We start from the raw sequence: 21,460 nt of genomic DNA, 5'->3' as shown, positions 1-21,460 counted from the left end.
CAATCCGTTTCCCGTTCGCAACTGCTTTTTAAGCTGCTGACTGACTAGTCAGTTAGTGAGTGCAGACGAAACGCCGGACCAGTCGGTCCCCGACGAGGTCCACGAGGAACTGATGGCCGCGACCTACCGGGCGCTGTGCGCCCACGGCTACGCGGACCTGACGATGCAACGAATCGCAGACGAGGCCGGAAAGAGCAAGTCCCTCCTCCACTACCACTACGGGACGAAACAGGAACTGCTCGTCGCCTTTCTCGACTACCTGTTCGCCCGCTTCGAGGAGCGGGTCGCCGCGACGGAGGGCGACGCCCCCGAGACGCGGCTCCGGGTCCTCCTCGATAAGATGGTCCCGGACGGCGACTACGACGGCGACTACGACCGCTTCGGACTGGCCCTCAACGAACTGCGGACGCAGGCCCCCTACGTCGAGCCCTACCGCGAGCGGGTCGCCCGCAACGAGGCGGTCATCCGCCGCCGCCTCGCCGACATCATCCGCGAGGGCGTCGAGAAGGGGGATTTCCGCGAGGTCGACGCCGACCGAACGGCGTCGCTCCTCTTCGCCGCGCTCGACGGCGCGCGCCTCCAGCGCGTCGCCGTGACCGACCCCTCGGGAACCGAGACGGCGAGTCAGTCCGCCTTCGACGCGCCGACCGAGGTCCGCGCCGCGCTCGACGAGTTCGTCGTCGAGAACCTCGTTCGCGAGGGAGGTGACGAATGAGCGCGAAGGCCAAGGACGTCAACCTCGTCGACGGCGACCTCGTCAAGCCGATGTTGGTGCTGTCGCTCCCGCTCGTCTTCTCGCAGATTATGCAGGTCGCGTACAACCTCGCCGACACCTTCTGGGTCGGGCGCGTCGGCTCCGAGGCCGTCTCGGCGCTGTCGTTTTCGTGGCCGCTCGTCTTCCTCATGATTTCGTTCGGCGGCGGGTTCACCGTCGCCGGGACGGTCCTCGTCGCCCAGAACAAGGGCGCGGGCAACCACGACGAAGTCGACCACGCCGCCGGCCAGACCCTCGGGTTCGTCATCCTGCTTTCGGCCGGGTTCGCGGTCATCGGCTATCTGTTGACGCCGATACTGCTCCCGCTCATCGGGACGACGCCCGGCACCGAAGTCCACCAGTTGGCGGTCGAGTACACGCGCACCATCTTCCTCGGCGTCGCGTTCATGTTCGGCTTCTTCATCTTCCAGGCGCTGCTCCGCGGGTGGGGCGACACCAAGACGCCGATGTACCTGATGGGGCTCGGCGTCGTCATCAACGTCTTTCTCGACCCGTTTCTCATCCTCGGGTTCAACGCGAACCCGATATTCGGCCTCCTCGGGCTCGAAAGCCTCGGACAGTCGCTGTTCGCCGCGACCGGCTTCACCGGCTTCGGCGTGCAGGGCGCGGCCATCGCCACGGTGTTCTCCCGCGGCGTCGGCGCGCTCGTCGGCTTCTGGCTCCTGCTGTCGGGCCGGGTCGGCATCAGCCTCTCCCCGCGCGACCTGATTCCGGAGCGCGAGATGGTCGAGCGCATCGTCCGCATCGGCGCGCCGTCGAGCATCGAACAGTCGACCCGCGCGCTCGGCGTGACCGCCCTCACGGCGCTCGTCGCCTACGCCGCGGTCAACGCCGGCGGAGCCAGCACCGAGACCGCGGTCGCCGCGTTCGGTATCGGCAACCGCCTCAACTCGCTGGTGTTCCTGCCGGCAATCGGCCTCGCGCAGGGGACCTCGACGGTCGTCGGCCAGAACCTCGGCGCTGACCAGGCCGAGCGCGCCGAACACGCCGTGTTCTGGGGCGTCGGCATCATCGTCACCGCGCTGGTGTTCGTCTCCGCCGCCGCCTACCTGTTCGCCGAACCCATCGTCGCGGTGTTCATCCCCGGCGAGCCGGCGGTCATCGCCATCGGCGTGGACTACCTGCGAATCATCGGCCCGACGTTCCTGTTCCTCGGGGCGTTCAACGTCGTCAACGGCGGGTTCCGCGGCAGCGGCTCGACCCGGACGGCGATGGTGTTCTCGCTCATCTCGCTGTGGGTGCTTCGCATCCCCGCGGCGTTCGTCCTCGTGGAGTTCTTCTCGATGGGCCCGACCGGCATCTGGTACGGCATCGCCTTCTCGAACGTCGGGGTGGCGCTGCTCGCCTTCGCGTGGTTCACCCGCGGCACGTGGAAAAACAGCGTCGTCGACGTCGGCCCCGCCGTGCCGACCGACGACTAAGCGAGAAACGACTCCGCGCGGTCCCTTTTAAGCGGTCCTCTCGTCGGTGCGGTCGACGTCCTGCATCCCCGGCGCGGCCGACACGTCCACGTCCTCGGGCTCGTCGGCCCCGCCGACTCCGACCTCGCCCGAGTCGTCTTCGACGTACACGTCGTCGGCGAAGCCGCCCTCAGCGTGGGGGTGGTCGGGGTCGTCGAGTTTGTCCAGCGTCGCGGGCGCGTCGGGGATATCGATGGTGCGGAACTCGCCGAGCGGCTCCGCGATGTCGATGCCGTGGCGCTCGAAGAACTCCTCGTAGCGCTCGTAGTGGGCCTCGATTTCGTCGACCGGAATCTCCATCATCTCGGTCCAGCCGTGGTTGTAGAAGTCGAAGTTGGCCTGGACGTGGGTTATCTCGCGGGCCTCGGCCTCGGGGAAGCCGGCGTCGAGCGCCGCGAGGTAGGTGTCGAAGGTGCACTCGAAGAACGCCGCCATGTGGTCCTCGCGCTCGTCTCGGCGGTCGGGGTCCGCGCGCTCGCTGAAGATGCGAACGTGGAGGTCCACCATCTTCTCGGTGGCGATGTCGCCGATGACCGGCATGGTGAGCGCCTTTTTCGTCGCGAAGTGGCGGATGTTCTGGCGAATCTTCATTTCGTCGTTCGCTTCGGGTCGAATACACGTAAAGACCACGTCTCCGGGGACGACGGCGCGTTCGCCCCGAGCGAGACGGACCGACCCCGTCGCGGCCCGCGACGCTCCCGAACGAGATTTGACGAGGTGATTTAATGCGACTCGCCCGAATGAGAGGGGTATGAGCGACTCCGTATCCGCCCGCGAGGACTCGGTCCTCGACTGCGACGACTGCATCTCGCCGGCCGAAGCGTTCGGCATCGTCGCCGACGAGACTCGACTCACCATCCTCGAAGCGCTCTGGGAGTCACCCGACCGCCCCATCACCTTCTCCGAGCTCCGCCGACGGGTCGGCGTCGACGACAGCGCGCGGTTCAACTACCACCTCGGAAAGCTCCGCGGCCAGTTCGTCCGCAAGACCGACGACGGCTACGACTTCCGGCACGCCGGCGAGAAGGTCGTCCGCGCCGTGCTCGCGGGGACGTTCAACGAGGACCCCGTCCTCCCCGCCTTTCCGGCCCCCGGCTCCTGTGTCGCCTGCGGCGGCTCGCTCGAAGCCGACTACGGCGACGAGAAACTCACCATCTCCTGTGCCGACTGCGCTCGGGTCCACGCCCACGAGGAGTTCCCGCCCGGCGGTCTCGAAGGCCGCTCGTCGGAGGCGCTCCTGTCGGCGTTCGACCAGCGCGTGCGACACCTCCACTGCCTCGCCGCCGACGGCGTCTGCCCCGAGTGCGGCGGAACGACGAGCACCGCGCTGTCCCGCGACGCCGACCCGTTCGACCTCGAGGTGGTCGTCACTCACCGCTGCGCCCAGTGCGGCTACGAAGCCGTCTCGCCCGTCGGGCTGGTGCTGCTCGACGAGTCGACGGTCCTCGGCTTCCTCTCCTCGCGGGGCAGAGACGTGTGCGGGACGCCGTTCTGGCGGTTCCCGTGGGTCGTCGGAGACGAGGCGCTCACCGTCGTCTCCGAGGAGCCGTGGCGCATCCGCGTCCGCATCGACGCGGACGACGAGCATCTCGTCGTCGAACTCGACGGCGACCTGTCGGTCGTCGACTCCGCGGTCGAGCCTGTCGAGCGAATTTCATAAGTGCGCTACGGTAAACCCGCTTACAGAAATGTAATCCAGATTACTGTTTTGGTGTCGACGGTCGTCTCTCCACACGAGGAGAACGACCATGTTCGACGATACTCATCTCGGCCGCGACGACGTGCGAGAGACGGTCCCGCGGCGGTTCAGAACGCTCTCAGAGACGGCGCTCGTCGCGGTCGCGGCGGTCGTCGGCGTCTTCGCGGCCACTGCCGTCGCGACGCTCGTCGCCCCGCTCGCACCCGGTCTCGGTCTCGTGGCGCTGTTCTTGGGCTGGCCGCTCGGCTTCGCGGTCGGCATCGCCGTCGTTCGCGGGGCCGTCGGTGTCGTCGCTGCCAGCGGCGTTCCCGGTCGCGTCCGCGGCTTTGCCCGCGCCGCGTTCGCTCGCGGCGACGACGCGGCATCGACACCCTCGGAGTGTCCCGCTGCCGCCGACGGCGGCTTCACCGAGTGACTCGGTGAGTCGCAGCAACGCCCGCGATTCGGCTCCCGTCTCGCCATCTCGCCCCGAGTTCCGCCTGCAAAACAATCATGAGGGAGATAGCAATCCACATTAACCCCGAATACAAACGTCGGGTCATGAGCCAATCGTACGTGATCGTCGGCGACGGTATCGCCGGGGCCTCAGCGGCTGAGACACTCCGCGAAGAGGAACCCGACGCCGACATCACCATCATCACGGACGAGGGCGAACCGCTGTACAACCGCATTCTCATCAAGGAATTCGCCAAGGGCAAACTGCCCGAGGCCCCCATCTCCATCCACGACGAGTCGTGGTACGACGACCGCGACGTGGACCTCGAACTCGACACGCTCGTCACGGACATCGACCCCGAAGGCCACACCGTCACCGCCCACGACGGCACCGAGTACGACTACGACAAACTCCTCCTCGCCGTCGGCGGCACGCCGACCCAGCTCCCCGTCGAGAACTCCGACGCGGAGGGCATCCACCACTTCTGGACGTTCCAGGACGCCCGGGACATCAAAGAGCATATCGAGGGCGCGGACAACTCCGTCGTCATCGGTGCGGGCCTGCTCGGCATCGACCTCGCGGCCATCACGGCCGCCCAAGAGGTCGAGGGCAAGTACCTCATGCGTGGCAAGGCGTGGTGGCGCTACGCCCTCTCCGAGGAGGGCGCAGAAATCATCCACGAGGCGCTCCGCGAGCGCAACGTCGAACCCGTCTTCGACTCCGGCGTCGACCACTTCGAGGTCGACGAGAACGACCGCGTCACGACCGCCGTCGACCCCAACGGCGACCGCTACGACGCCGACTTCGTCGGTATCGCCATCGGCCTGAACTTCAACACGGAGATTCTCGGCGGCACCGACATCGAGTACGACAACGGCATCTACACGGACGAGTTCATGCGGACGAACCACGATGACATCTTCGCGGCCGGTGACATCACCGAGTTCCACGACCTCATCCTCGGTGACCGCGCCCAGAACGGCGCGTGGGGCTCCGCCAAGGAACAGGGCACCATCGCGGCCAAGAACATGGTCGACTACGGCTCCGAGGAGTTCCGCTGGGTCTCGTCGTACTCCATCACCCACTTCGACTTCCCGTTCCTCTCGTTCGGCCACCCGACGCTCGGCGACGACCACGTCGAGGCCAAGTACTCCGACACCGAGTGGCGGCGGCTCGCCATCAAGGACGGCAAAATCGTCGGCGGCGTCCTCATCGGCGACCTCTCGCCGCAGACGAAGTACAAGAAGCTCATGCGCGAGCAGGTCGACGTGAGCGGCCAGAAGGACGTCCTCGTCAAACAGGAGTTCCAGCTCGACGACCTCGAAGGCGCGGCGGCCGAACAGTAACCCGGGACACCGCTCCCGCTGTTTTCACCCGGCCAGCCGCGTCTGCGCGTGTCCCGCCGGTCCGGGCTCGCGCGCCGCCCGCGGTTCGCGGTTCGCTCGCTCCCGTTTTGGCTCTCTTTCGTCCGGCGCACTCACCGCCGCCAGTTCGTCCTCGTCTGTCCCGTCCCGTCCCGTCCCGTCCCGTCCCGTCCCGTCCCTCGTCGTCCGACGCCCCAACGGCCAAACATTTATCTCCGTATATGATGTGTGTTACCATATGTCATCTAAAGACGGACAGCCGCCGTCTTCTCCAGACGCCACCGCACCGCCGACCGTCGCACCCGTCTCTGACGTACCGCCCGGCGTGCGCGTCCATCACTTCGACGAGCTGAGCGAGCGGACCCAGCGCGCGCTCGCGACCGCGACCCCCGCCGGCACGCTCGACATCGACACGACCACCTCGCGGCTCTCGCGGGGCGACATCGTCGTGTTCACCGACTACGTCCGCGTTCAGTAATCTCGCTGCGCCCGTCCCGTCGCTCGCGTTCTCCGACTGACCCGGTCGCCGCCGAGCCGGCGGTCCCCCGCTCGCGGACGGCCGGGACCGAAGTCGTTTTCCACGCGTCGCCGCCTATCGCCGGGTATGGCAACAGGTGGCGGCCAAGGAACGATGACGCTCGCGTTCGAACTCTCCGCGCTCAAACAGCTCGGCGACCCGAACGCGGCGTTTTCGGACGCCCGGACGTGGACGAAGTACATCGGCGTGGTGAGCGAGAAACCCACGTACGTCGTGACGAACTTCACCCGGAAAGAGCGAATCCGGCAGGACTTCTTCTCCGGACCGCGCGGCGTCAAGGAGAGTCTCGAAAACGTGATGCGCCAGTTCGACACCGACCGGCACGTCTTCATCGGCACGTCCGACGAGGACCGCGCGGTGGCCGAAGAAACCGGCTGGGAGTACCTCCCGGTCGAGGACGCCGCCGAGGCCGCCGAATGGGTGCTCGCCGGCGACGACGACGCCCCCGCCGACCCCTTCGAGGCCGAGGGGCGCGACGACTGGCCCTAGTCGGAACACAGCGGCGCGTTCGGCCGCGATTCCGTTCCCCTATCGAAAGCACTAATCAGCAACGGCACTTTTTATTCCTCGATGAGTCACCAGTTGCCTGACGTACAGGCCTCCCAGCCGGACGTGACCGTCGGGCTGAGCCAGGTCGGCGTCACGGGCGTCGAGAAGCTCGTCAAGATCGCCCGCGACGGGAAGCGACCCCTCGTCTTGATGGCGGAGTTCGAAGTGTTCGTCGACCTCCCCGGCGGCCGCAAGGGCATCGACATGAGCCGAAATATGCAGGTCATCGACGAGGTCCTCGAAGCCGCCGTCTCCGAGCCGGCCTACCGCGTCGAGGACATGTGCGGCGACGCCGCCGAGCGCCTCCTCGCCAAACACGAGTACACGACGACCGCCGAGGTCAGCATGACCGCCGAACTCGTCGTCCGCGAGGACACCCCCGCCAGCGGGCTGTCTACCCAGAGTACCGCCCAGATAATCGCCAGCGCCACCGCGACCGACGAGGGCACCCGCGAGGAAATCGGCGCGGAAGTGGTCGGCATGACCGTCTGTCCCTGCTCGCAGGGCATGTCCGCCTCCCGCGCCCGCGACGTATTACAGGACCTCGCCGTCGACGACGACACCATCGAGGAGTTCCTCGACAAGGTCCCCCAGCCGGGTCACTCCCAGCGCGGCCACGCCACGCTCACCGTCGAGACCGAGGGCTCGCCGGAGGTCGACCTCATGGACCTCATCGACATCGCCCGCGACTCGATGTCGGCGCGCATCTACAACCTCGCAAAGCGCCCCGACGAGGACCACATGACCTACCACGCCCACGCCAACGCGAAGTTCGTCGAGGACTGCGTCCGCTCGATGGCCGAGCTGTCCATCGACGCGCTCGACCACCTCGGGGACGACGCGGTGGTCCACATGAAACAGTCGAACGACGAGTCGATTCACCAGCACAACGCCCACGCCGAGCGCGAGGTGACGCTGGGACAGCTCCGCGACGAACTCGACGCCTGAACGCCCTCGACGCCCGAGACGCTCGTTTTTCGAGCCTCGATTCTGTACCGCCGCGAGCCGCTACAACGGGAGCGGTGCCGCTTCCTCCCAGCGCGGGTCGAACGTCGCTCGGAGGTCGGCGGCGAACTCGGGGTCTTTCAGGTCTATCATGGCGAACGCCTGTCCGGGGTTGAGGGGGTTCGGCACCTCGATACAGACCTCCACGTCGTCGATGAGGTTGAACACGCCCGTGACGTTCTCCGCGGTGCGCGCGCGGAAGTTCGACCTGCTCGACAGCCGGTCCATGTAGCTCTGGCCGACGCTCTCGGGCAGGCTGTCGACGAGCCCCGGCGACATGAGCATCGACACGTCGACCCCGCGGTCGAGCGCGGCCTCCAGTTCGTCCACGACGAGGTCGCCGACGGCGTCGAGGTCGAACTGCGGCGAGGGCGTCCCGGCGACCATCACGAGCGAGTCGTCGGCCGCCGCGAGTCGCTCCACGAGCAGGTCGATTGTCTCGTCCGCACCGACCGCGGCCGTCCAGAACTGGTCGTGAACCGGCTCGGCGGCGTCGAGTTCGTCGGTCAGCTCGGCGACGACGTTCTCGTACTGCTCGGCCTTCTCGGCCAGCTCTTGGCGCTTCGATTCGAGCAGGCGGTCCAGCGCCGTGTCGGGTTCGACGGCGACGTACTTCTTCGGCCGGCTGGCCGCCTGACTCCGGATGAGGTGGTACTGTTCGAGGCTGTTCAGCACGTCGTAGACGCGGCCCATCGGCACGTCGCTGGCGCGGGATAACTCCTTGGCCGTCGTCGCGCCCGTCCGCAGGAGGGCGCGATAGGCTCGGGCCTCGTACTCGGACAGCCCGAGGTCTCGCAGACTGGTCATGCACCGTCCGTCACGTTTCTCCTTGATAAACAAACCGGATGTTTACACCTGCTTCCGGTTGCCGCGGGTCGCGGTCAGGCGTCGGGCGTCACCGTGGAGACCGCCTCCATCAACTCCTCGGGAGTGGTTGCCTCCACCGCCGTCTCGCCGGCGCTGACGCGCGCGGTCCCCGCCGAGAGACCGTCGGCGTCGGCATCCGGGACCACGAGCGCCTCGTGGTCCGCGACGCGGAGCGCCGCCCGGTGGAGGTCGGAGCCGACGCCGTCGTTGAGTTCGACCACGAGCGGGTCGCGGAGCAGCCGCGCCGCCGCGGTTCCGTAGGCGGCGACCTGCACGCCGATGCGGTCCCACGCGCCCGCGAACGCGGCGATGGTCTCCTGTGCCACCTCGCGGTAGCGCTCGTCGTCCGTGAGCGCCGCGAGGTCGACGAGCGCGTTCGCCATCTCCACGTTCCCGTCGAGCGGGCGTAGCGGCGACGACAGGAGCGCCTCGCCGCTCGCGGGGCCGTCGAGGAACGACCCCTCGTCGAACAGTTCGTCGATGGCGGCGTCGGCAACCTCGGCGGCGAAGTCGAGGAACGGTTCGCCCGCCACCGTTTCGTCGCCGAGCACCTGCCGGGCGCGGCAGGCCGCGGCGACCACCCGCGCTTGGTCTTCGAGCAGGAGGTCCTCGCCCGCGTCGCCGCCGGACCGGAAGTGCGTCACGACGCCGTCGCCGACGAGGTCCTCTGCGACCCGCGAGAGCGCGCGCGAGCCGAACTCGCGGGCCCGCTCGTCGTCGGTGAGCCCCGCCAGCACCAACAGCGCGTCCGCGGCGAGGGCGTTGCCGCCGGCGTATACTGTGAGGTCGGTCCGCGGGCCGGGTGCGTTGTCGCGGCCCTCCTTCCCGAGGAGGTAGTAGTCCGTCCCCGCGGCGGGGCCCATGCTCCCCGCGAAGCCGGTTCCCGTCCACAGCGAGTCGACGAGGAAGTCGGCGGTCCCCGCGGCGGGGTCGAGGTAGGCGTCCTCGCCGGTGTAGCGGTAACCGTTCGCGAACGCCCGCAGGAGCGCGGCGTTCGATTCGAGCGTCTTCTCGCGGTTCGGCTTCGACCACGCGGCGTCGTCGGCGTAGCGGAAGAAGCCGCCCTCGACGGGGTCGTACAGGCCGTCGCGAATCGCGTCGAGGGACCGGAGCGCCCGGCTTCGGTCGCGCTTCAGCGCGAACTCGACGGTCCGCGGGAGCGGGAACTTCGCGGCGTCGCCCCAGCCGCCGTGGGCCTCGTCGAAGGCGACTTCCAACTGGCCGGCGAGGTGCGATTCGATCTGCGGCGATACCTCGCCCGCGGGCGGGAGGTCGCCCCTGAGCGCCCGCGGGAGGCGGCCGGCCTCTGCGCCCTTCTTGTCCCACACTTCGCGCACGCGGTCGATGACCTGCCGCATCCCGTCGGGGCCGATGAACGTCGCGCCCGTGATGGGGTGGCCGTCGGGCGCGAGGAAGACGGTCGAGGGAAAGCCGCCCATGTTGTACCGCTCGCGGATTCGCGGCTGACGGTCCACGTTCACCCGAATCGGGACGAAGCCGTCGTTGAGGTTCGCCGCGATGCGCGGTTCGGCGTACGTCTCGGCGTCCATCTCGTGACAGTCCTCGCACCACGTCGCCGACAGCGAAAGCAAGATCGGCTTGTCCGCCGCTCGCGCCTCGGCGAACGCGTCGGGACCCCACTCTCGCCATTCGACGCGCGTCTCGTCGGTCATGTCCACCCATCCGCGGTGGACGCGGGTAAGCGCTTCGAGCCCTCGTGGCACGACCGGTCGCCGTCCGCGGGTCGCGCGAACTCCTTGACGACCGTCGCGGACGGATTCGAGAACCCGGCGCGTCGCGGGCGGGACAAAAGGGCTATGGGCCGCGACCCGGTAGTGTCGCCCATGCGAACGCGCACGCTGATGGCGCTCTTGCTCCTCATCCCCCTCTCCGACGCGTTGCTGCTCGTGGTCGTCGCGCAGTACATCGACCTCGTGCCGACCGTCGCGCTCGTCGTCCTGACCGGGCTCGTCGGGATGCTCATCGTCCGCGCCGAGGGGCGACACACCCTCAGAAGCCTCCAGTCGAAGTTCGCCGGCGGCGACCTCCCGACGAACGAGGTCATGGACGGCGGCCTGCTCATCGCCGCGGGCGCGTTCCTCCTCACGCCGGGGCTCGTCACCGACACCATCGGCTTCCTGCTCGCCATCCCCGTGACCCGGTACCCCATCCGCGAGGTGCTCAAGCGCTTCGTCGTCAAGCCGTACCTCGACAAGCGCGCCGACGGCTTCGTCACCGGCAACGTCTGGACGACCGGCTTCCCGCAGGGCGACTTCGGCCCCGGCGGCCCCGGTGGCTCGCCCGGTCCGAGCGGGGGGAACGGTTCCGGCGGAGGCGGCAGTAGCGGCGGTGACGGCGTCTACGACGCCGATCCCGACTCCTACCGGTTCGACCGCGACGGCAACGACTCGACGTAACGGTCGGCTCTCTTCTCGTATCCGTTCTCGTCTGCGGGTTGCATGCGCGTAGCCACGCGATTGGCTCGCGTTTCGAGTCCCGCAATCGACCGACGGCGACGACATTCACTAACACGCACCAACGCGCCTCCGAAAAGAAAGTCTTAAAATCAACAGCGCACAACGAGTGAATGCGCTTACCTGGGCCAATAGCTCAGTCAGGTTGAGCGCTCGGCTGATAACCGGGAGGCCCGCGGTTCAAATCCGCGTTGGCCCACTCCCATCGATAACGTTTCGTTGCCGATGCGAGTCAGGGGCTGAAACTCCCCGGCCACCCAACTTCTGCGAATATCACCGACCGAGAGAACGCTCGGTCCGTCGTTCGTGCCGTCGGGACGAATCAGCGACGAAGCCTCGGCTCCCCCGAACGACGACCGTTCAAATACATAGAATCACGAATGTTTGACGCAACTATTCAATTATTTCGTACAAATCAGCTCCTATTTACACAGATTCGTCCGCATTTACCGACACATAGTTGGTCGAACGGACGAATACAGAGAAAGCTATATCACGCAATAGATTGTGGTACTGAATAACATGGAATACGAACTCACCTGTCTGTGCGGGTGCGGCCACACCTCCACGGCCGACTCCCGCGAGAGCGTCGGCGTCCTCGCGATGGAACACATGGACGACGAACACGACACGCCCGTCGACCCGCTCGAAGCGGGCGAACTCGCGTTGAAGCGCTTCGACGGCGCGTCGCTCCGGCAGGCGCGGCAGTAGCGAACACTCTGGCTTCTGTCACGTCTTCCACTCCGAGTTTTGCTCGGTACCAACCGTGTCACACCTCCGAGCGGCGGCGCAGTCGCCCGGTTTCGTGGCTACGCATCCGTCCGCCCCGAACAAATTTACTCAGTTCTGTATCCCAGTAGTATTAAATCCGTACACGCCATACGTGTTGGTGATGCCAACCATCGACGTCTCCGAACACCTGTACCGCCAGATTGAGTCCGCCGCCGACGGCGAGGACCTCGACGCGGCGATGTGGAAGATGGTCGGCCGGTACCAGCGCGGTAACACGCCCGGCGACTAACAGGATTCGGACCGACCCTCGACCCCCGACTGCGCGTGCAGTCATCATCAACCTCGCTCGCCGCGACTGCCCTTCCCGCGGCGAGTCCGTTTTCCGTTTTCTGAGTGAGTACTCCCGAGCGTCGCCTCAGCCGAGAACGCCCGTCACGCCGAGGCTCTCTGCGACCAGCCACGCGACGAACAGCGCGTAGGTTCCGAGGAGGACGTACGCCTCGCCGCGCGTCAGCGCCATCTCGGTCCGGAGGACGGCGAAGAAGACGACCGACGCGCCCGTGAGGAAGCTCATCATCGGAACGACCTCCTCGAACGCGATGACCGCGCCCCCGGCGACGAGGATACCGACGGGGAGGGCGACGAGGAGCGCGAAGACGTTGCTCCCGAAGACGTTGGCGAGGCTCATCGGCGCGTTGCCCTGCCGAGCGGCTCCGACGCTGACGAAGGTGTCCGGCAGGCTCGTGCCGGCGGCGACGACCGTCAGCCCCCAGAGGAACGGCGACGTGCCGAAGGCGTCGCCGAGGCCGACCGCCGCGCGGACGAGCAGTTCGGCTCCGACGAGGATGACCGCGAGCGACCCGCCGAGCGCGAGCCACTCGCGTTTCGGGTTCACGCCGTTGACGACGGCGGTGAGTCCGGCGCGGTGCTCCAGCGTGTCGTGGTACTGCATGAACAGATACAGCCCGTACAGCCCGAGCGGGATGCACGCCAGCGGGCGCGTGACGAACCCGTCGAGGCCCGCGGTGTCGGCGGCGGGGCGGTAGATGACCGCAAGCGAGAACGTGAGCACGAGGACGGCGATAGAAAGCAGGTAGAACTGCGCTTCCTTGTAGACTAAGTCGCGGTTCGAGGCGAGCCGCTGGCCCTCACCAACCAGCGCCGACACGGCCGGGATGATGAGGATGTTGTAGACGGCCGACCCGACGACCGCACCGACCCCGATGTCGAACGACTGGTACCGGAGCGTGGCGATGACGATACTCGATAGCTCGGGAAAGCTCGACCCCACGGCGGCGATGATAGCCCCCTGCACGATGGCGGGGAGTCCGTAGTACGCGCCCAACCGGTCCGAGGCCTGCACGAGCATGTCGCCGCCCTTCCACGCGAGAATCGCCCCGACGACTGTGAACCCGACGAGAATCGGAACTGATGCCACGCCCGGACTTCGGCGGCCGGTGAGAAAAAACCCGACCCGGCCGGGTGTCGGATTCGACGCTCCGCTCGCTCAGAACCCCTCGCGCAGGTAGCGGTCCCGCTCTGTGAACACCGAGGCGAGGGCGTCGGCCGCCTCCGCATCAGCGACCGAGAGGCGGTCGGTGCGAGCGAGCGCCTCGACGGCCCGCGCGCCGACGAGGAGTTGCGAGAGCGCCCCGATTTCGACGGTCGCGTCGGGGTCGGCGTCGCGGCCAACCGATTCGACGCTCGCCGCGCCGTCGGCGACGACGAGGCTGAACGAGCCGTCGTTCCAGTCGCACCGGCCGTCTTCGACCGCGAGGACGAGGTCGCAGGCGGCGTCGGCGGGGAACGAGACGGCTTCGAGGGCGGCCGGCACGTCCACGATGCGGACCATCGGGCCGGGCTTGAGTTCGACCGTCGCCGCCCGCGGGTCGGACAGGTCGTCGATGAGCCGGGTGGATTCGTGCTCCGACGAGAGGACGATTTCATCGACCTGCGAGTCGTGGTCTCGCAGGAACCGAAACAGGTGGGCGCGGGCCTCGGCGTCGACGGCGGCGAGTTCGTTCACGGACAGCGTCCGCGACTCCCAGTCGCCGGTCACGTCGTAGACGACGTAGCCGCGGAGGTCGCCGTCTCGCTCCCAGCCGTAGACGAACGGATCGTCGTCCCACCCGCGGAACAGCCGGTGGCGAATCCAGCCCTCGCTTCGGTCCACCGCGAGGTCTTCGGTCGCCGCGGCCGCGGATACGTCTTTGACCCGCTCCCAGTCGTCGGCGTCGAGTCGGACGAACTCCCCGGACGGGTCGGCGGCGACCGCTCCGAGTTCGTCGGGCGGGACCGTCGTCTTCGCGTAGTTGTTCGCCGTCGCCCAGCCGAATCGGCGGTAGAAGGCGTACTCGAACGGCCAGAGCGCCGAGAGATACCTGCCGGTGTCGCGGAACTCCGCGAGGAGGGCGTCGAGCATCGCGGCGACGTGACCCTGCCGGCGCGCTTCGGGGGGCGACGCGACCGCCGAGATGCCGGGGAGCGGGTGCCACTCGCCGCGGACGCGGGCCGTGAAGTCGTAGAAGGCGCACACCGTCCGCAGGTCGGCCGCGTCGAGGTCCTCGATGGGCGCGTCGGGCGAGGCGTCGTAGAACCCTCGCGGGCGGTAGCTCTCCGGGTCGGGCAGTCGCTCGTCCGACCAGTCGGGACCGTTCTCGGGCCGGAAGGCGTAGTTGAGGAACTCGCGGTACGTCTCGCGGTGCTCCTCGGGGAGGGGACGGAGGTGCATACCCGCGGTGCGTCGGGGGACGATATAGGTTTTCGGTGCCGGGGGCGCGCAGTCCAGCGATTCGGGCGCGTCGGGACGGGGGTTCGGGGTCGCTCTCGGAACCGTGCGATTCACGTCGCCTCGGTCCCGAGTCCCGCTCATGAGCGAGACGAAGCAGTCGTTTCTGTCGCGGGGGAACCTCCTCCTCGCGGCGGTCGTGACGCTCGGCATCGTCCTCCCGGGCGTGGCGCGACGCCTCCTCGGCGAGGCCGGTTACAACGACCTCGGGATGGTCGTGTTCACGCTCGGCTACGCGGGCATGGTCGTTATCGTCTGGTACGGGTGGATTCGCCCGCTCGACATCACCGGTCCGGCCGAGTAGCGCGCCCCCGTCAGTCGGGCGTCACCCGCACCGACAGCGGTGTTCACCGACTCCCGGGACCGCACCGACCGCCCGGTCGCCCCAATATCGGGGGGTTCGACCGCCGGTTTCCAACGAGAATAACGGAACTTTGATAGTCGATTCGAACCGACCGAGAAAACAAGAATGCTTCCCCTTCAGCTCGTAGACACCTTCCTGCTCGACTACAACATCGGGCAGGCGCTGTTGCTCGTGTTCGTCCTGTCGACGGTCGGAACGCTGCCGCTGAAGTCCCGGCACGTCCTCGGCATCAACGCCACGCTGTTCGGGCTCATCTTCCTTCTGACCCCGGTGACGCTGGCCAAGCCCCACTACATGTTCCTCGGCATCACGCTCCTCGTCGTCGGCCCCATCGTCTACGTCTCGGGCCGTCGCTGAGGGGATGCCGACGGGCGGGGTCGCCCGACTCACCGCCGTTTTTCGCGACAGTCCGACGGACCGACCGACCGCAACCGACGGTCCGCGACTCGTTTTTCGCTCGCGCCGATTCCGAAGAACGCGACGTTTAAACGGCGAGAACCGCAACCCACGGGTATGTCTGAACCGAGCGTTCCCGGCGGCCGCGGGGCCGTCTTGGACCTCCCCTGCGGCGAGACGAAGCGCGTCCGGGAACTCGACTTGGGCAAACGGGAGTTCGACTGTCCGTGCGGCGACAGCCACGCCGTCGTCATGGACGTCCACCCGCCCGACCGCTTCCTCCCGGAGTTCCTCGTCGACATCCTTCAGGAGACCATCGAGACCACGAGCGACGACATGCCCGAGTTCGGGACGGCCCACCTCATGGGCATCGTCTTAGAGGAGTTCCCCGAGGCCGTCGTCTCCGAGGACGTCTCGGAGGACGGCGAACTCGGCGCGGGCATCGTCTGGGTAACCGATTTCGATTCTCGAAGGCTCCACGAGATCATCGTCGAACTCGTCGTGGAACTGATGGAACACGCCGTCAGCCACGCCGACGACGACGACGTCGTCTCGGAGTTCGAGTCGAAGATGCTCCAGTTCGACGTGGGCGAGTTCGTCGACCAGTACCGCGCCCAGCGCGACCTCGACCCCGAGCCGTACGTGTAGCGCTCGGGCGGGGACGCCCCGCTTTTCAGTCGATTCGAAGCCGCTCGACCGCCGGGTCCAGCGTCGCCTTCGCGCCGAGCGGGAGCGGCACCGTCGGGTCGGCGTGGCCGAACTCCACGTCGAACACCGCCGTGGCGTCGGGGTTGTACGCGTCGAGGACCGACAGCAGCTCCGCGCGGAGTTGCGCGCCGTAGTCGGCCGGCGGTTCCCACTCCAGTTCGGGCGAGTACGTCCGCGGCCGACCGACCACGACGCCGTCGAACCGTTCTAACAAGCCGCGTTCGCCCATCGACCGCAACGTGTACCGGACCTCGCGGGGGAGCGGCACGTCCTCCGAGGTTTCGAGCGCGAGCACCGCCCCGTCGAGTTCGTCGGGGTTCGGGAGGTACCGGCCGGTCTGGAGATGCCACTTCACGACGCTGAAGTTCCCGCCCCAGAGTCGCCCGGTCACGCGTTCGTCGCCCCGCCACGTCCGACCCGGGTTGTCGCGCCACTCCCGCGGTTCTTCGGTGTCGAAGTCGAACCAGTCGTCGGTCCACTCCGGGGCGGGCTCGACGACGCCGATGGAGCGCTCGAAGAACGCGCACCGCAGGTAGCGTTCGACGTACGGGTGTAGCTCGGGGTCCACGGTGAGCGTCGGGTGGAGCGTCGCGCCGTAGCTCACGACGCCGTGGGTCCAGAGGAACAGCCGGAGATTGTCGTTGTCGCTGAAGCCGAAAAACCGCGTCGGCGACGCGGTCAGTCTGCTCGGGTCGAGATGCGGGAGGATTCGAAGCTGGTCGTCGCCGCCGGTGACCGCGATGACGCCGCGTATCGACGGGTCCTCGAAGGCCGCCATCACGTCCTCCGCGCGCGCCGCCGGGTTGTCCCGGAGCCACTCCCAGTCGCGTCGGGCCGACTCGAAGACGACGGGGTCCAGCGAGAACACGTCGCGGAGTCGCGCGCACGCACGGTCCAACTGTGACTCGTCGATGGGGCGCGACGGCGCGACGACCGCGACCCGGTCTCCGGCGTCGAGCGGCGGCGGCGTCGTGAATACCGCGGGCATGCGTAGCCGCTACTCGGATTCCCCTCAAAAGCCTTCCCCGGCCGCGATACGGTCGTTCGACGAGCTTTTCGAAATTCGCAATCGAGTTTCGGACCTCGTAATTTTTCGCCGGACTTATTACGATGTGCGGATTGGATTCCGACGATGACTGACGAGGACACCTCGACCGGCCCTCAGGAAGGCACGGAGGACCGGACGATTTTGCTCATCGGAAGCGGCCCAATCCAGATCGGACAGGCGGCGGAATTCGACTACTCCGGCGCGCAGGCCTGCCGCGCGCTCCGAGAGGAAGGCGCGCGAGTTGTCCTCGTCAACTCGAACCCCGCGACCATCATGACCGACCCCGAGATGGCCGACAAGGTCTACATCGAACCCATCACGACCGAGGCCATCTCCGAGATTATCGAACGCGAGCGCCCCGACGGCGTCATCGCCGGACTGGGCGGGCAGACCGGACTCAACGTCACGGCCGAACTCGCGGAGGAAGGCGTCTTAGAGGAGTTCGACGTGGACATCATGGGCACGCCGCTCGACACCATCTACGCGACGGAGGACCGCGACCTGTTCCGCCAGCGCATGGAGAAAATCGGCCAGCCCGTCCCGAAGTCGACGACCATCTCGCTGGAGGAAGACGAGGCGGTCGAAAACATCACCGAAGAAGCCCTCGAAGAGCGCGTCGAAGCCTCCGTCGATGCCGTCGGCGGCCTCCCGGTCATCTCGCGGACGACCTACACGCTCGGCGGCTCCGGCTCCGGCGTCGTCCACGAGATGGACGAACTCGTCTCCCGGGTCCGTAAGGGCCTCCGCCTCTCGCGCAACAGCGAAGTCCTCATCACGGAGTCCATCTCCGGGTGGGTCGAACTCGAATACGAGGTGATGCGCGACGCCGACGACTCGTGTATCATCATCTGCAACATGGAGAACATCGACCCGATGGGGATTCACACCGGCGAGTCCACCGTCGTCACGCCCTCGCAGGTCATCCCCGACGAGGGCCACCAGGAGATGCGCGACGCCGCGCTCCAGGTCATCCGCGAACTCGGGATTCAGGGCGGCTGTAACATCCAGTTCGCGTGGCACGACGACGGCACGCCCGGCGGCGAGTACCGCGTCGTCGAGGTGAACCCGCGCGTCTCGCGGTCGTCCGCGCTCGCTTCGAAGGCGACCGGCTACCCCATCGCCCGCGTCACGGCGAAGGTCGCCCTCGGCAAGCGCCTCCACGAGATTACCAACGAAATCACCGGCGAGACCACCGCCGCCTTCGAGCCCGCAATCGACTACGTGGTCACGAAGGTGCCGCGGTGGCCCAAGGACAAGTTCACCGACGTGGACTTCGAGCTCTCGACGGCCATGAAGTCCACCGGCGAGGCGATGTCCATCGGGCGCACCTTCGAGGAGTCGCTTTTGAAGGCGCTGCGGTCGTCCGAGTACGACCCCGCCGCCGACTGGGACGAGGTGTCCGACGAGGAACTCGAAGCCGACTACCTCGAAACGCCAACGCCCGACCGCCCGTACGCCATCTTCGAGGCGTTCGAGCGCGGCTACACCACCGAGGACGTGGTCGAACTGACCGACATCCACGAGTGGTACGTCGAGCGCTTCGGCCGCGTCGTCGAGGCGGTCGAGGCCGCCGCCGAGGGCGACTTCGCCGCCGCCGCCTCCGCCGGCCACACCAACGCCAGCATCGCCGCGGCGACCGGCACGAGCGTCGGCGAGGTCGAACAGAACGTCCCCGGTCGCACCTACAAGCAGGTCGACACCTGCGCCGGCGAGTTCGCCGCGCAGACGCCGTACTACTACTCCGCTCGCAAGCCCGAGTTCTTCCGCGGCCCCTTCGAGGGCGACGCGGCGGGTAACGAACTCCGCGTCGACCGCGACATGGAGAGCGTCGTCGTCGTCGGCGGCGGCCCCATCCGCATCGGGCAGGGCGTCGAGTTCGACTACTGTTCGGTCCACGCGGTGCAGGCGCTCCGCGACATGGGCATCGACGCGCACGTCGTCAACAACAACCCCGAGACGGTGTCGACCGACTACGACACCTCCGACGGCCTGTTCTTCGAGCCCATCACGGCCGAGGAGGTCGCCGATGTCATCGAGGCCATCGACGCCGACGGCGTCATGCTCCAGTTCGGCGGGCAGACCTCGGTCAACATCGGCCACCCGCTCGAATCCGAACTCGACCGCCGCGGCGTCGATTGTGAGATTCTCGGCACGACCATCGACGCGATGGACCTCGCCGAGGACCGCGACCGCTTCAACCGCCTGATGGACGACCTCGGAATCCTCCAGCCCGAAGGCGGCTCCGCGACCAGCGAGGAAGAGGCGCTCGACCTCGCCAACGACCTCGGCTATCCCGTGTTGGTTCGCCCGTCGTACGTCCTCGGCGGCCGCGCGATGGAAATCGTCCACTCCGACGCGGACCTCAAGGAGTACATCGAGGAGGCCGTTCGCGTCTCCCCCGACAAGCCCATCCTCATCGACGAGTTCCTCGCCGACGGCGTCGAACTCGACGTGGACGCCGTCTCCGACGGCGAAGACGTCCTCATCGGCGGCGTGATGGAACACGTCGAGGCCGCCGGCGTCCACTCCGGCGACTCCGCCTGTATGATTCCGCCGCGCTCGCTCGACGACGAGACGATGGCCCGCGTCCGCGAGGTCACGGAGGACATCGCCAGCGCGCTCGACACGGTCGGCCTGATGAACGTCCAACTCGCGGTCAAGCAGAACGAGGACGGCTCGAACGACGTGTACGTCCTCGAAGCCAACCCCCGTTCCTCGCGCACCGTCCCGTTCGTCTCGAAGGCGACGGGCGTCCCGATTGCAAAGCTCGCGGCGAAGGTCATGGCCGGCAACTCGATTGCCGACCTCAACGTGAGCGAGCAGATTCCCGAGCAGGTGTCGGTCAAGGAGGTCGTCCTCCCGTTCGACCGCCTGCCGGGTTCGGACCCGCGTCTCGGCCCGGAGATGAAGTCCACGGGCGAGGTCATGGGCACCGCCACCTCGTTCGGCAAGGCCTACGAGAAGGCCCAGTCGGCGGCCAACGACCCGGTTCCGGCCGACGGCACCGTCTACGTGGACCTCGCTGACCCCGAGTTCCCCGACGCCGACAGCGAGGCCGGACAGGAACTGCTCGACGCCTTCAACGAGTACTACGAGGTGCTCACGCCCGGGGACGTCGACGACTTCCTGACGATGCTCCGCGAGGGCGACTTCGACTTCGTCGTCTCCCGCGACCGCGACACGCTCATCGACTGCGTCGAAGAGGAGGTCAGCTACTTCTCGACGTACGCCTCCGCGAAGGCGGCGCTCGAAGCCCGCGGCGCGGCCGACGAGGACATCGACGTGCTCCCGGTCGGCGAGCGCCCGCGCGTCGTCGCCAACTGGGGCCAGTAAGAGCCAGTACGGCGCGCGACCCGCGACCCACCCGACTCGATTCCTCGACTCGCCGCCGACTCGACCGTGTTTTCTCGCGGTCGCTGACCGCCGCCGACCCGGACTTTTGACGCGTTCCCGAAGGTTATTGAGCCGCGCCACCATGCGCGGGTATGGCACGCAATCGCGGTCGCGTCCTCCTCGCCGGTGCGACGGGTCGGACGGGCCGACACGTCCTCGACGCGCTGGCCGAGACGCCCCTCGTCGTCAGGGCGCTGACCCGCGACGCCGACGCCGAGTCCGAGCTCAGAGCGCGCGGCGCGGACGAAGTCGTCGTCGGAGACCTGCTCGACCCCGACGACGCCCGTCAGGCGGTCCTCGACGCCGACGCCGTCGTCTCCGCGGTCGGCGTCTCGGCGGGGCTCGAAACCATCCGCGGTGACCTCGTCGACGGCGCGGGCGTGGTGAACCTCGTGGACGCCGCGACCGCCTCCGGCGCACAGCGGTTCGTCCTCACGTCCTCTATCGGCGTCGGCGACTCGAAGGGCGGCCTCCCGCTGTCGCTCCGCGCGCTTCTCACGGCGGCGGGCGTCCTCTCGGCGAAGGAACGAAGCGAGAACCGGCTTCGAGACGCGCCGCTCGACCACACGATTGTCAGGCCCGGCGCGCTCACCGACGGCCCCGCGACCGGCGACGTGGTCGTCGGGGAGGGCGGCGACTCCGTCCGCGGGAGCATCCCCCGCGCCGACGTGGCGAACGTCCTCGCGCACTCGCTTTTCACCCGCGAGACGGAAAACCGGACGTTCGAGGTCGTCTCCCGCCCCGGACTCCGCAAGCGGGCCGACAACGTGGTCGATATCGATTGGACGCCGCTGCCCCGGGCCGAGGCGGCGGGCGACGAGAGCGAACGAGAACGAGAGCGAGAACTCGCGGAGTAGTCGGCGG

At 67.7% G+C, this 21,460-nt stretch carries 22 protein-coding genes and 1 tRNA gene; 17 read left to right on the top strand and 6 right to left on the bottom strand.

Translation table 11 applies throughout. The features are described from left to right. The first annotated feature begins 55 nt into the window (after positions 1-55). On the top strand, positions 56-715 hold the full coding sequence (locus ACSR87_RS04205; protein WP_498529616.1) for a TetR/AcrR family transcriptional regulator: 660 nt from the start codon (positions 56-58) through the stop codon (positions 713-715). Continuing rightward, on the top strand, positions 712-2,196 hold the full coding sequence (locus tag ACSR87_RS04200) for an MATE family efflux transporter (RefSeq protein ID WP_004062618.1): 1,485 nt from the start codon (positions 712-714) through the stop codon (positions 2,194-2,196). Before ACSR87_RS04205 ends, ACSR87_RS04200 begins: the two co-directional genes overlap by 4 nt. A gap of 27 nt (positions 2,197-2,223) precedes the next feature. Here the strand turns inward: ACSR87_RS04200 and ACSR87_RS04195 are convergent, their stop codons facing one another. Further along, on the bottom strand, positions 2,224-2,865 hold the full coding sequence (locus ACSR87_RS04195) for a DUF6149 family protein (protein WP_498529615.1): 642 nt from the start codon (positions 2,863-2,865) through the stop codon (positions 2,224-2,226). A 121-nt stretch (positions 2,866-2,986) separates the two neighbouring features. Here ACSR87_RS04195 and ACSR87_RS04190 point away from each other — a divergent pair, with 121 nt between their 5' ends. The 6 genes from ACSR87_RS04190 to mptA all read left to right on the top strand — a co-directional run bounded on the left by ACSR87_RS04190 (position 2,987) and on the right by mptA (position 7,769). Next, the gene (locus ACSR87_RS04190) at positions 2,987-3,895 is read left to right on the top strand and encodes a DUF7351 domain-containing protein (RefSeq protein WP_498529614.1); all 909 of its coding nucleotides are present in this window, start codon (positions 2,987-2,989) and stop codon (positions 3,893-3,895) included. Positions 3,896-3,983: 88 nt separating this feature from the next. Continuing rightward, on the top strand, positions 3,984-4,349 hold the full coding sequence (locus ACSR87_RS04185; protein ID WP_498529613.1) for a hypothetical protein: 366 nt from the start codon (positions 3,984-3,986) through the stop codon (positions 4,347-4,349). A gap of 125 nt (positions 4,350-4,474) precedes the next feature. After that, the gene (locus tag ACSR87_RS04180) at positions 4,475-5,716 is read left to right on the top strand and encodes an NAD(P)/FAD-dependent oxidoreductase (RefSeq protein ID WP_498529612.1); all 1,242 of its coding nucleotides are present in this window, start codon (positions 4,475-4,477) and stop codon (positions 5,714-5,716) included. A 256-nt stretch (positions 5,717-5,972) separates the two neighbouring features. After that, a complete protein-coding gene (locus tag ACSR87_RS04175; protein WP_498529611.1) occupies positions 5,973-6,212 on the top strand; it encodes a DUF7979 domain-containing protein in 240 nt (79 codons plus the stop codon). A 153-nt stretch (positions 6,213-6,365) separates the two neighbouring features. Further along, positions 6,366-6,761 (top strand): DUF7124 domain-containing protein, encoded by a 396-nt coding sequence (locus ACSR87_RS04170; RefSeq protein WP_498531028.1) that lies wholly within the window; start codon positions 6,366-6,368, stop codon positions 6,759-6,761. A gap of 81 nt (positions 6,762-6,842) precedes the next feature. Further along, a complete protein-coding gene (mptA, locus tag ACSR87_RS04165; RefSeq protein ID WP_008575490.1) occupies positions 6,843-7,769 on the top strand; it encodes a GTP cyclohydrolase MptA in 927 nt (308 codons plus the stop codon). 60 nt (positions 7,770-7,829) lie between these two features. Here mptA and ACSR87_RS04160 read toward each other — a convergent pair whose 3' ends face one another. Together ACSR87_RS04160 and ACSR87_RS04155 are read right to left on the bottom strand one after the other, a co-directional pair. Continuing rightward, positions 7,830-8,633 carry a TrmB family transcriptional regulator gene (locus ACSR87_RS04160; RefSeq protein ID WP_004062611.1) on the bottom strand — a complete coding sequence of 268 codons (804 nt, stop codon included), beginning with the start codon at positions 8,631-8,633 and terminating at the stop codon, positions 7,830-7,832. Between the two features lie 74 nt (positions 8,634-8,707). After that, positions 8,708-10,366 (bottom strand): DUF255 domain-containing protein, encoded by a 1,659-nt coding sequence (locus tag ACSR87_RS04155; RefSeq protein WP_498529610.1) that lies wholly within the window; start codon positions 10,364-10,366, stop codon positions 8,708-8,710. A gap of 171 nt (positions 10,367-10,537) precedes the next feature. Here ACSR87_RS04155 and ACSR87_RS04150 point away from each other — a divergent pair, with 171 nt between their 5' ends. From ACSR87_RS04150 to ACSR87_RS04135, 4 genes are all read left to right on the top strand, one after another. Then, positions 10,538-11,110 carry an FxsA family protein gene (locus tag ACSR87_RS04150; protein ID WP_498529609.1) on the top strand — a complete coding sequence of 191 codons (573 nt, stop codon included), beginning with the start codon at positions 10,538-10,540 and terminating at the stop codon, positions 11,108-11,110. A 182-nt stretch (positions 11,111-11,292) separates the two neighbouring features. Beyond that, positions 11,293-11,366, top strand: a tRNA-Ile gene (locus ACSR87_RS04145). Between the two features lie 323 nt (positions 11,367-11,689). Then, positions 11,690-11,878, top strand: a complete 189-nt coding sequence (locus ACSR87_RS04140; protein ID WP_498529608.1) for a DUF1059 domain-containing protein — start codon at positions 11,690-11,692, stop codon at positions 11,876-11,878. A gap of 181 nt (positions 11,879-12,059) precedes the next feature. Further along, on the top strand, positions 12,060-12,188 hold the full coding sequence (locus ACSR87_RS04135) for a DUF8556 family small protein (RefSeq protein WP_004042243.1): 129 nt from the start codon (positions 12,060-12,062) through the stop codon (positions 12,186-12,188). Between the two features lie 126 nt (positions 12,189-12,314). Here the strand turns inward: ACSR87_RS04135 and ACSR87_RS04130 are convergent, their stop codons facing one another. Together ACSR87_RS04130 and ACSR87_RS04125 are read right to left on the bottom strand one after the other, a co-directional pair. Continuing rightward, a complete protein-coding gene (locus tag ACSR87_RS04130; protein WP_008575496.1) occupies positions 12,315-13,337 on the bottom strand; it encodes a sodium:calcium antiporter in 1,023 nt (340 codons plus the stop codon). A 69-nt stretch (positions 13,338-13,406) separates the two neighbouring features. After that, positions 13,407-14,630: a GNAT family N-acetyltransferase gene (locus tag ACSR87_RS04125; RefSeq protein ID WP_498529607.1), complete on the bottom strand. Its 1,224-nt coding sequence runs from the start codon at positions 14,628-14,630 to the stop codon at positions 13,407-13,409. 139 nt (positions 14,631-14,769) lie between these two features. Between ACSR87_RS04125 and ACSR87_RS04120 the strand changes: the two genes are divergently transcribed. The 3 genes from ACSR87_RS04120 (at position 14,770) to ACSR87_RS04110 (ending at position 16,095) form a co-directional block, all read left to right on the top strand. Next, positions 14,770-14,991, top strand: coding sequence for a DUF7996 family protein (locus tag ACSR87_RS04120; protein WP_004042246.1), 222 nt, complete (start codon positions 14,770-14,772; stop codon positions 14,989-14,991). A gap of 165 nt (positions 14,992-15,156) precedes the next feature. After that, positions 15,157-15,408 (top strand): DUF8006 family protein, encoded by a 252-nt coding sequence (locus ACSR87_RS04115; protein ID WP_008575502.1) that lies wholly within the window; start codon positions 15,157-15,159, stop codon positions 15,406-15,408. A gap of 156 nt (positions 15,409-15,564) precedes the next feature. Beyond that, entirely contained in the window at positions 15,565-16,095 is a 531-nt protein-coding gene (locus tag ACSR87_RS04110) for a DUF5815 family protein (RefSeq protein WP_498529606.1), read from the top strand. Positions 16,096-16,120: 25 nt separating this feature from the next. Here the strand turns inward: ACSR87_RS04110 and ACSR87_RS04105 are convergent, their stop codons facing one another. Next, positions 16,121-17,143 (bottom strand): S66 family peptidase, encoded by a 1,023-nt coding sequence (locus ACSR87_RS04105; RefSeq protein ID WP_498529605.1) that lies wholly within the window; start codon positions 17,141-17,143, stop codon positions 16,121-16,123. 144 nt (positions 17,144-17,287) lie between these two features. Between ACSR87_RS04105 and carB the strand changes: the two genes are divergently transcribed. Further along, on the top strand, positions 17,288-20,536 hold the full coding sequence (gene carB / locus ACSR87_RS04100) for a carbamoyl-phosphate synthase large subunit (protein ID WP_498529604.1): 3,249 nt from the start codon (positions 17,288-17,290) through the stop codon (positions 20,534-20,536). 152 nt (positions 20,537-20,688) lie between these two features. Then, positions 20,689-21,453: an SDR family oxidoreductase gene (locus ACSR87_RS04095; protein ID WP_282348136.1), complete on the top strand. Its 765-nt coding sequence runs from the start codon at positions 20,689-20,691 to the stop codon at positions 21,451-21,453. Positions 21,454-21,460: the final 7 nt, after the last annotated feature.

The sequence above is a fragment of the Haloferax sp. SDI50 genome (assembly GCF_059802635.1).
The sequence above is the reverse complement of the archived record's forward strand: the minus strand, read 5'-3'. Positions and strand labels throughout refer to the sequence as shown.

Excerpts from the sequence above, each read along its gene's own strand:
- ACSR87_RS04185 (WP_498529613.1), top strand. The coding sequence starts at position 3,984 with ATGTTCGACGATACTCATCTCGGCCGCGACGACGTGCGAGAGACGGTC.
- ACSR87_RS04125 (WP_498529607.1), bottom strand. The coding sequence starts at position 14,630 with ATGCACCTCCGTCCCCTCCCCGAGGAGCACCGCGAGACGTACCGCGAG.
- ACSR87_RS04200 (WP_004062618.1), top strand. The coding sequence starts at position 712 with ATGAGCGCGAAGGCCAAGGACGTCAACCTCGTCGACGGCGACCTCGTC.
- ACSR87_RS04140 (WP_498529608.1), top strand. The coding sequence starts at position 11,690 with ATGGAATACGAACTCACCTGTCTGTGCGGGTGCGGCCACACCTCCACG.
- ACSR87_RS04115 (WP_008575502.1), top strand. The coding sequence starts at position 15,157 with ATGCTTCCCCTTCAGCTCGTAGACACCTTCCTGCTCGACTACAACATC.
- ACSR87_RS04120 (WP_004042246.1), top strand. The coding sequence starts at position 14,770 with ATGAGCGAGACGAAGCAGTCGTTTCTGTCGCGGGGGAACCTCCTCCTC.
- ACSR87_RS04190 (WP_498529614.1), top strand. The coding sequence starts at position 2,987 with ATGAGCGACTCCGTATCCGCCCGCGAGGACTCGGTCCTCGACTGCGAC.
- ACSR87_RS04105 (WP_498529605.1), bottom strand. The coding sequence starts at position 17,143 with ATGCCCGCGGTATTCACGACGCCGCCGCCGCTCGACGCCGGAGACCGG.
- ACSR87_RS04150 (WP_498529609.1), top strand. The coding sequence starts at position 10,538 with ATGCGAACGCGCACGCTGATGGCGCTCTTGCTCCTCATCCCCCTCTCC.
- mptA (WP_008575490.1), top strand. The coding sequence starts at position 6,843 with ATGAGTCACCAGTTGCCTGACGTACAGGCCTCCCAGCCGGACGTGACC.
- ACSR87_RS04095 (WP_282348136.1), top strand. The coding sequence starts at position 20,689 with ATGGCACGCAATCGCGGTCGCGTCCTCCTCGCCGGTGCGACGGGTCGG.
- ACSR87_RS04175 (WP_498529611.1), top strand. The coding sequence starts at position 5,973 with ATGTCATCTAAAGACGGACAGCCGCCGTCTTCTCCAGACGCCACCGCA.
- ACSR87_RS04170 (WP_498531028.1), top strand. The coding sequence starts at position 6,366 with ATGACGCTCGCGTTCGAACTCTCCGCGCTCAAACAGCTCGGCGACCCG.
- ACSR87_RS04110 (WP_498529606.1), top strand. The coding sequence starts at position 15,565 with ATGTCTGAACCGAGCGTTCCCGGCGGCCGCGGGGCCGTCTTGGACCTC.
- ACSR87_RS04160 (WP_004062611.1), bottom strand. The coding sequence starts at position 8,633 with ATGACCAGTCTGCGAGACCTCGGGCTGTCCGAGTACGAGGCCCGAGCC.
- ACSR87_RS04155 (WP_498529610.1), bottom strand. The coding sequence starts at position 10,366 with ATGACCGACGAGACGCGCGTCGAATGGCGAGAGTGGGGTCCCGACGCG.
- ACSR87_RS04135 (WP_004042243.1), top strand. The coding sequence starts at position 12,060 with ATGCCAACCATCGACGTCTCCGAACACCTGTACCGCCAGATTGAGTCC.
- carB (WP_498529604.1), top strand. The coding sequence starts at position 17,288 with ATGACTGACGAGGACACCTCGACCGGCCCTCAGGAAGGCACGGAGGAC.
- ACSR87_RS04180 (WP_498529612.1), top strand. The coding sequence starts at position 4,475 with ATGAGCCAATCGTACGTGATCGTCGGCGACGGTATCGCCGGGGCCTCA.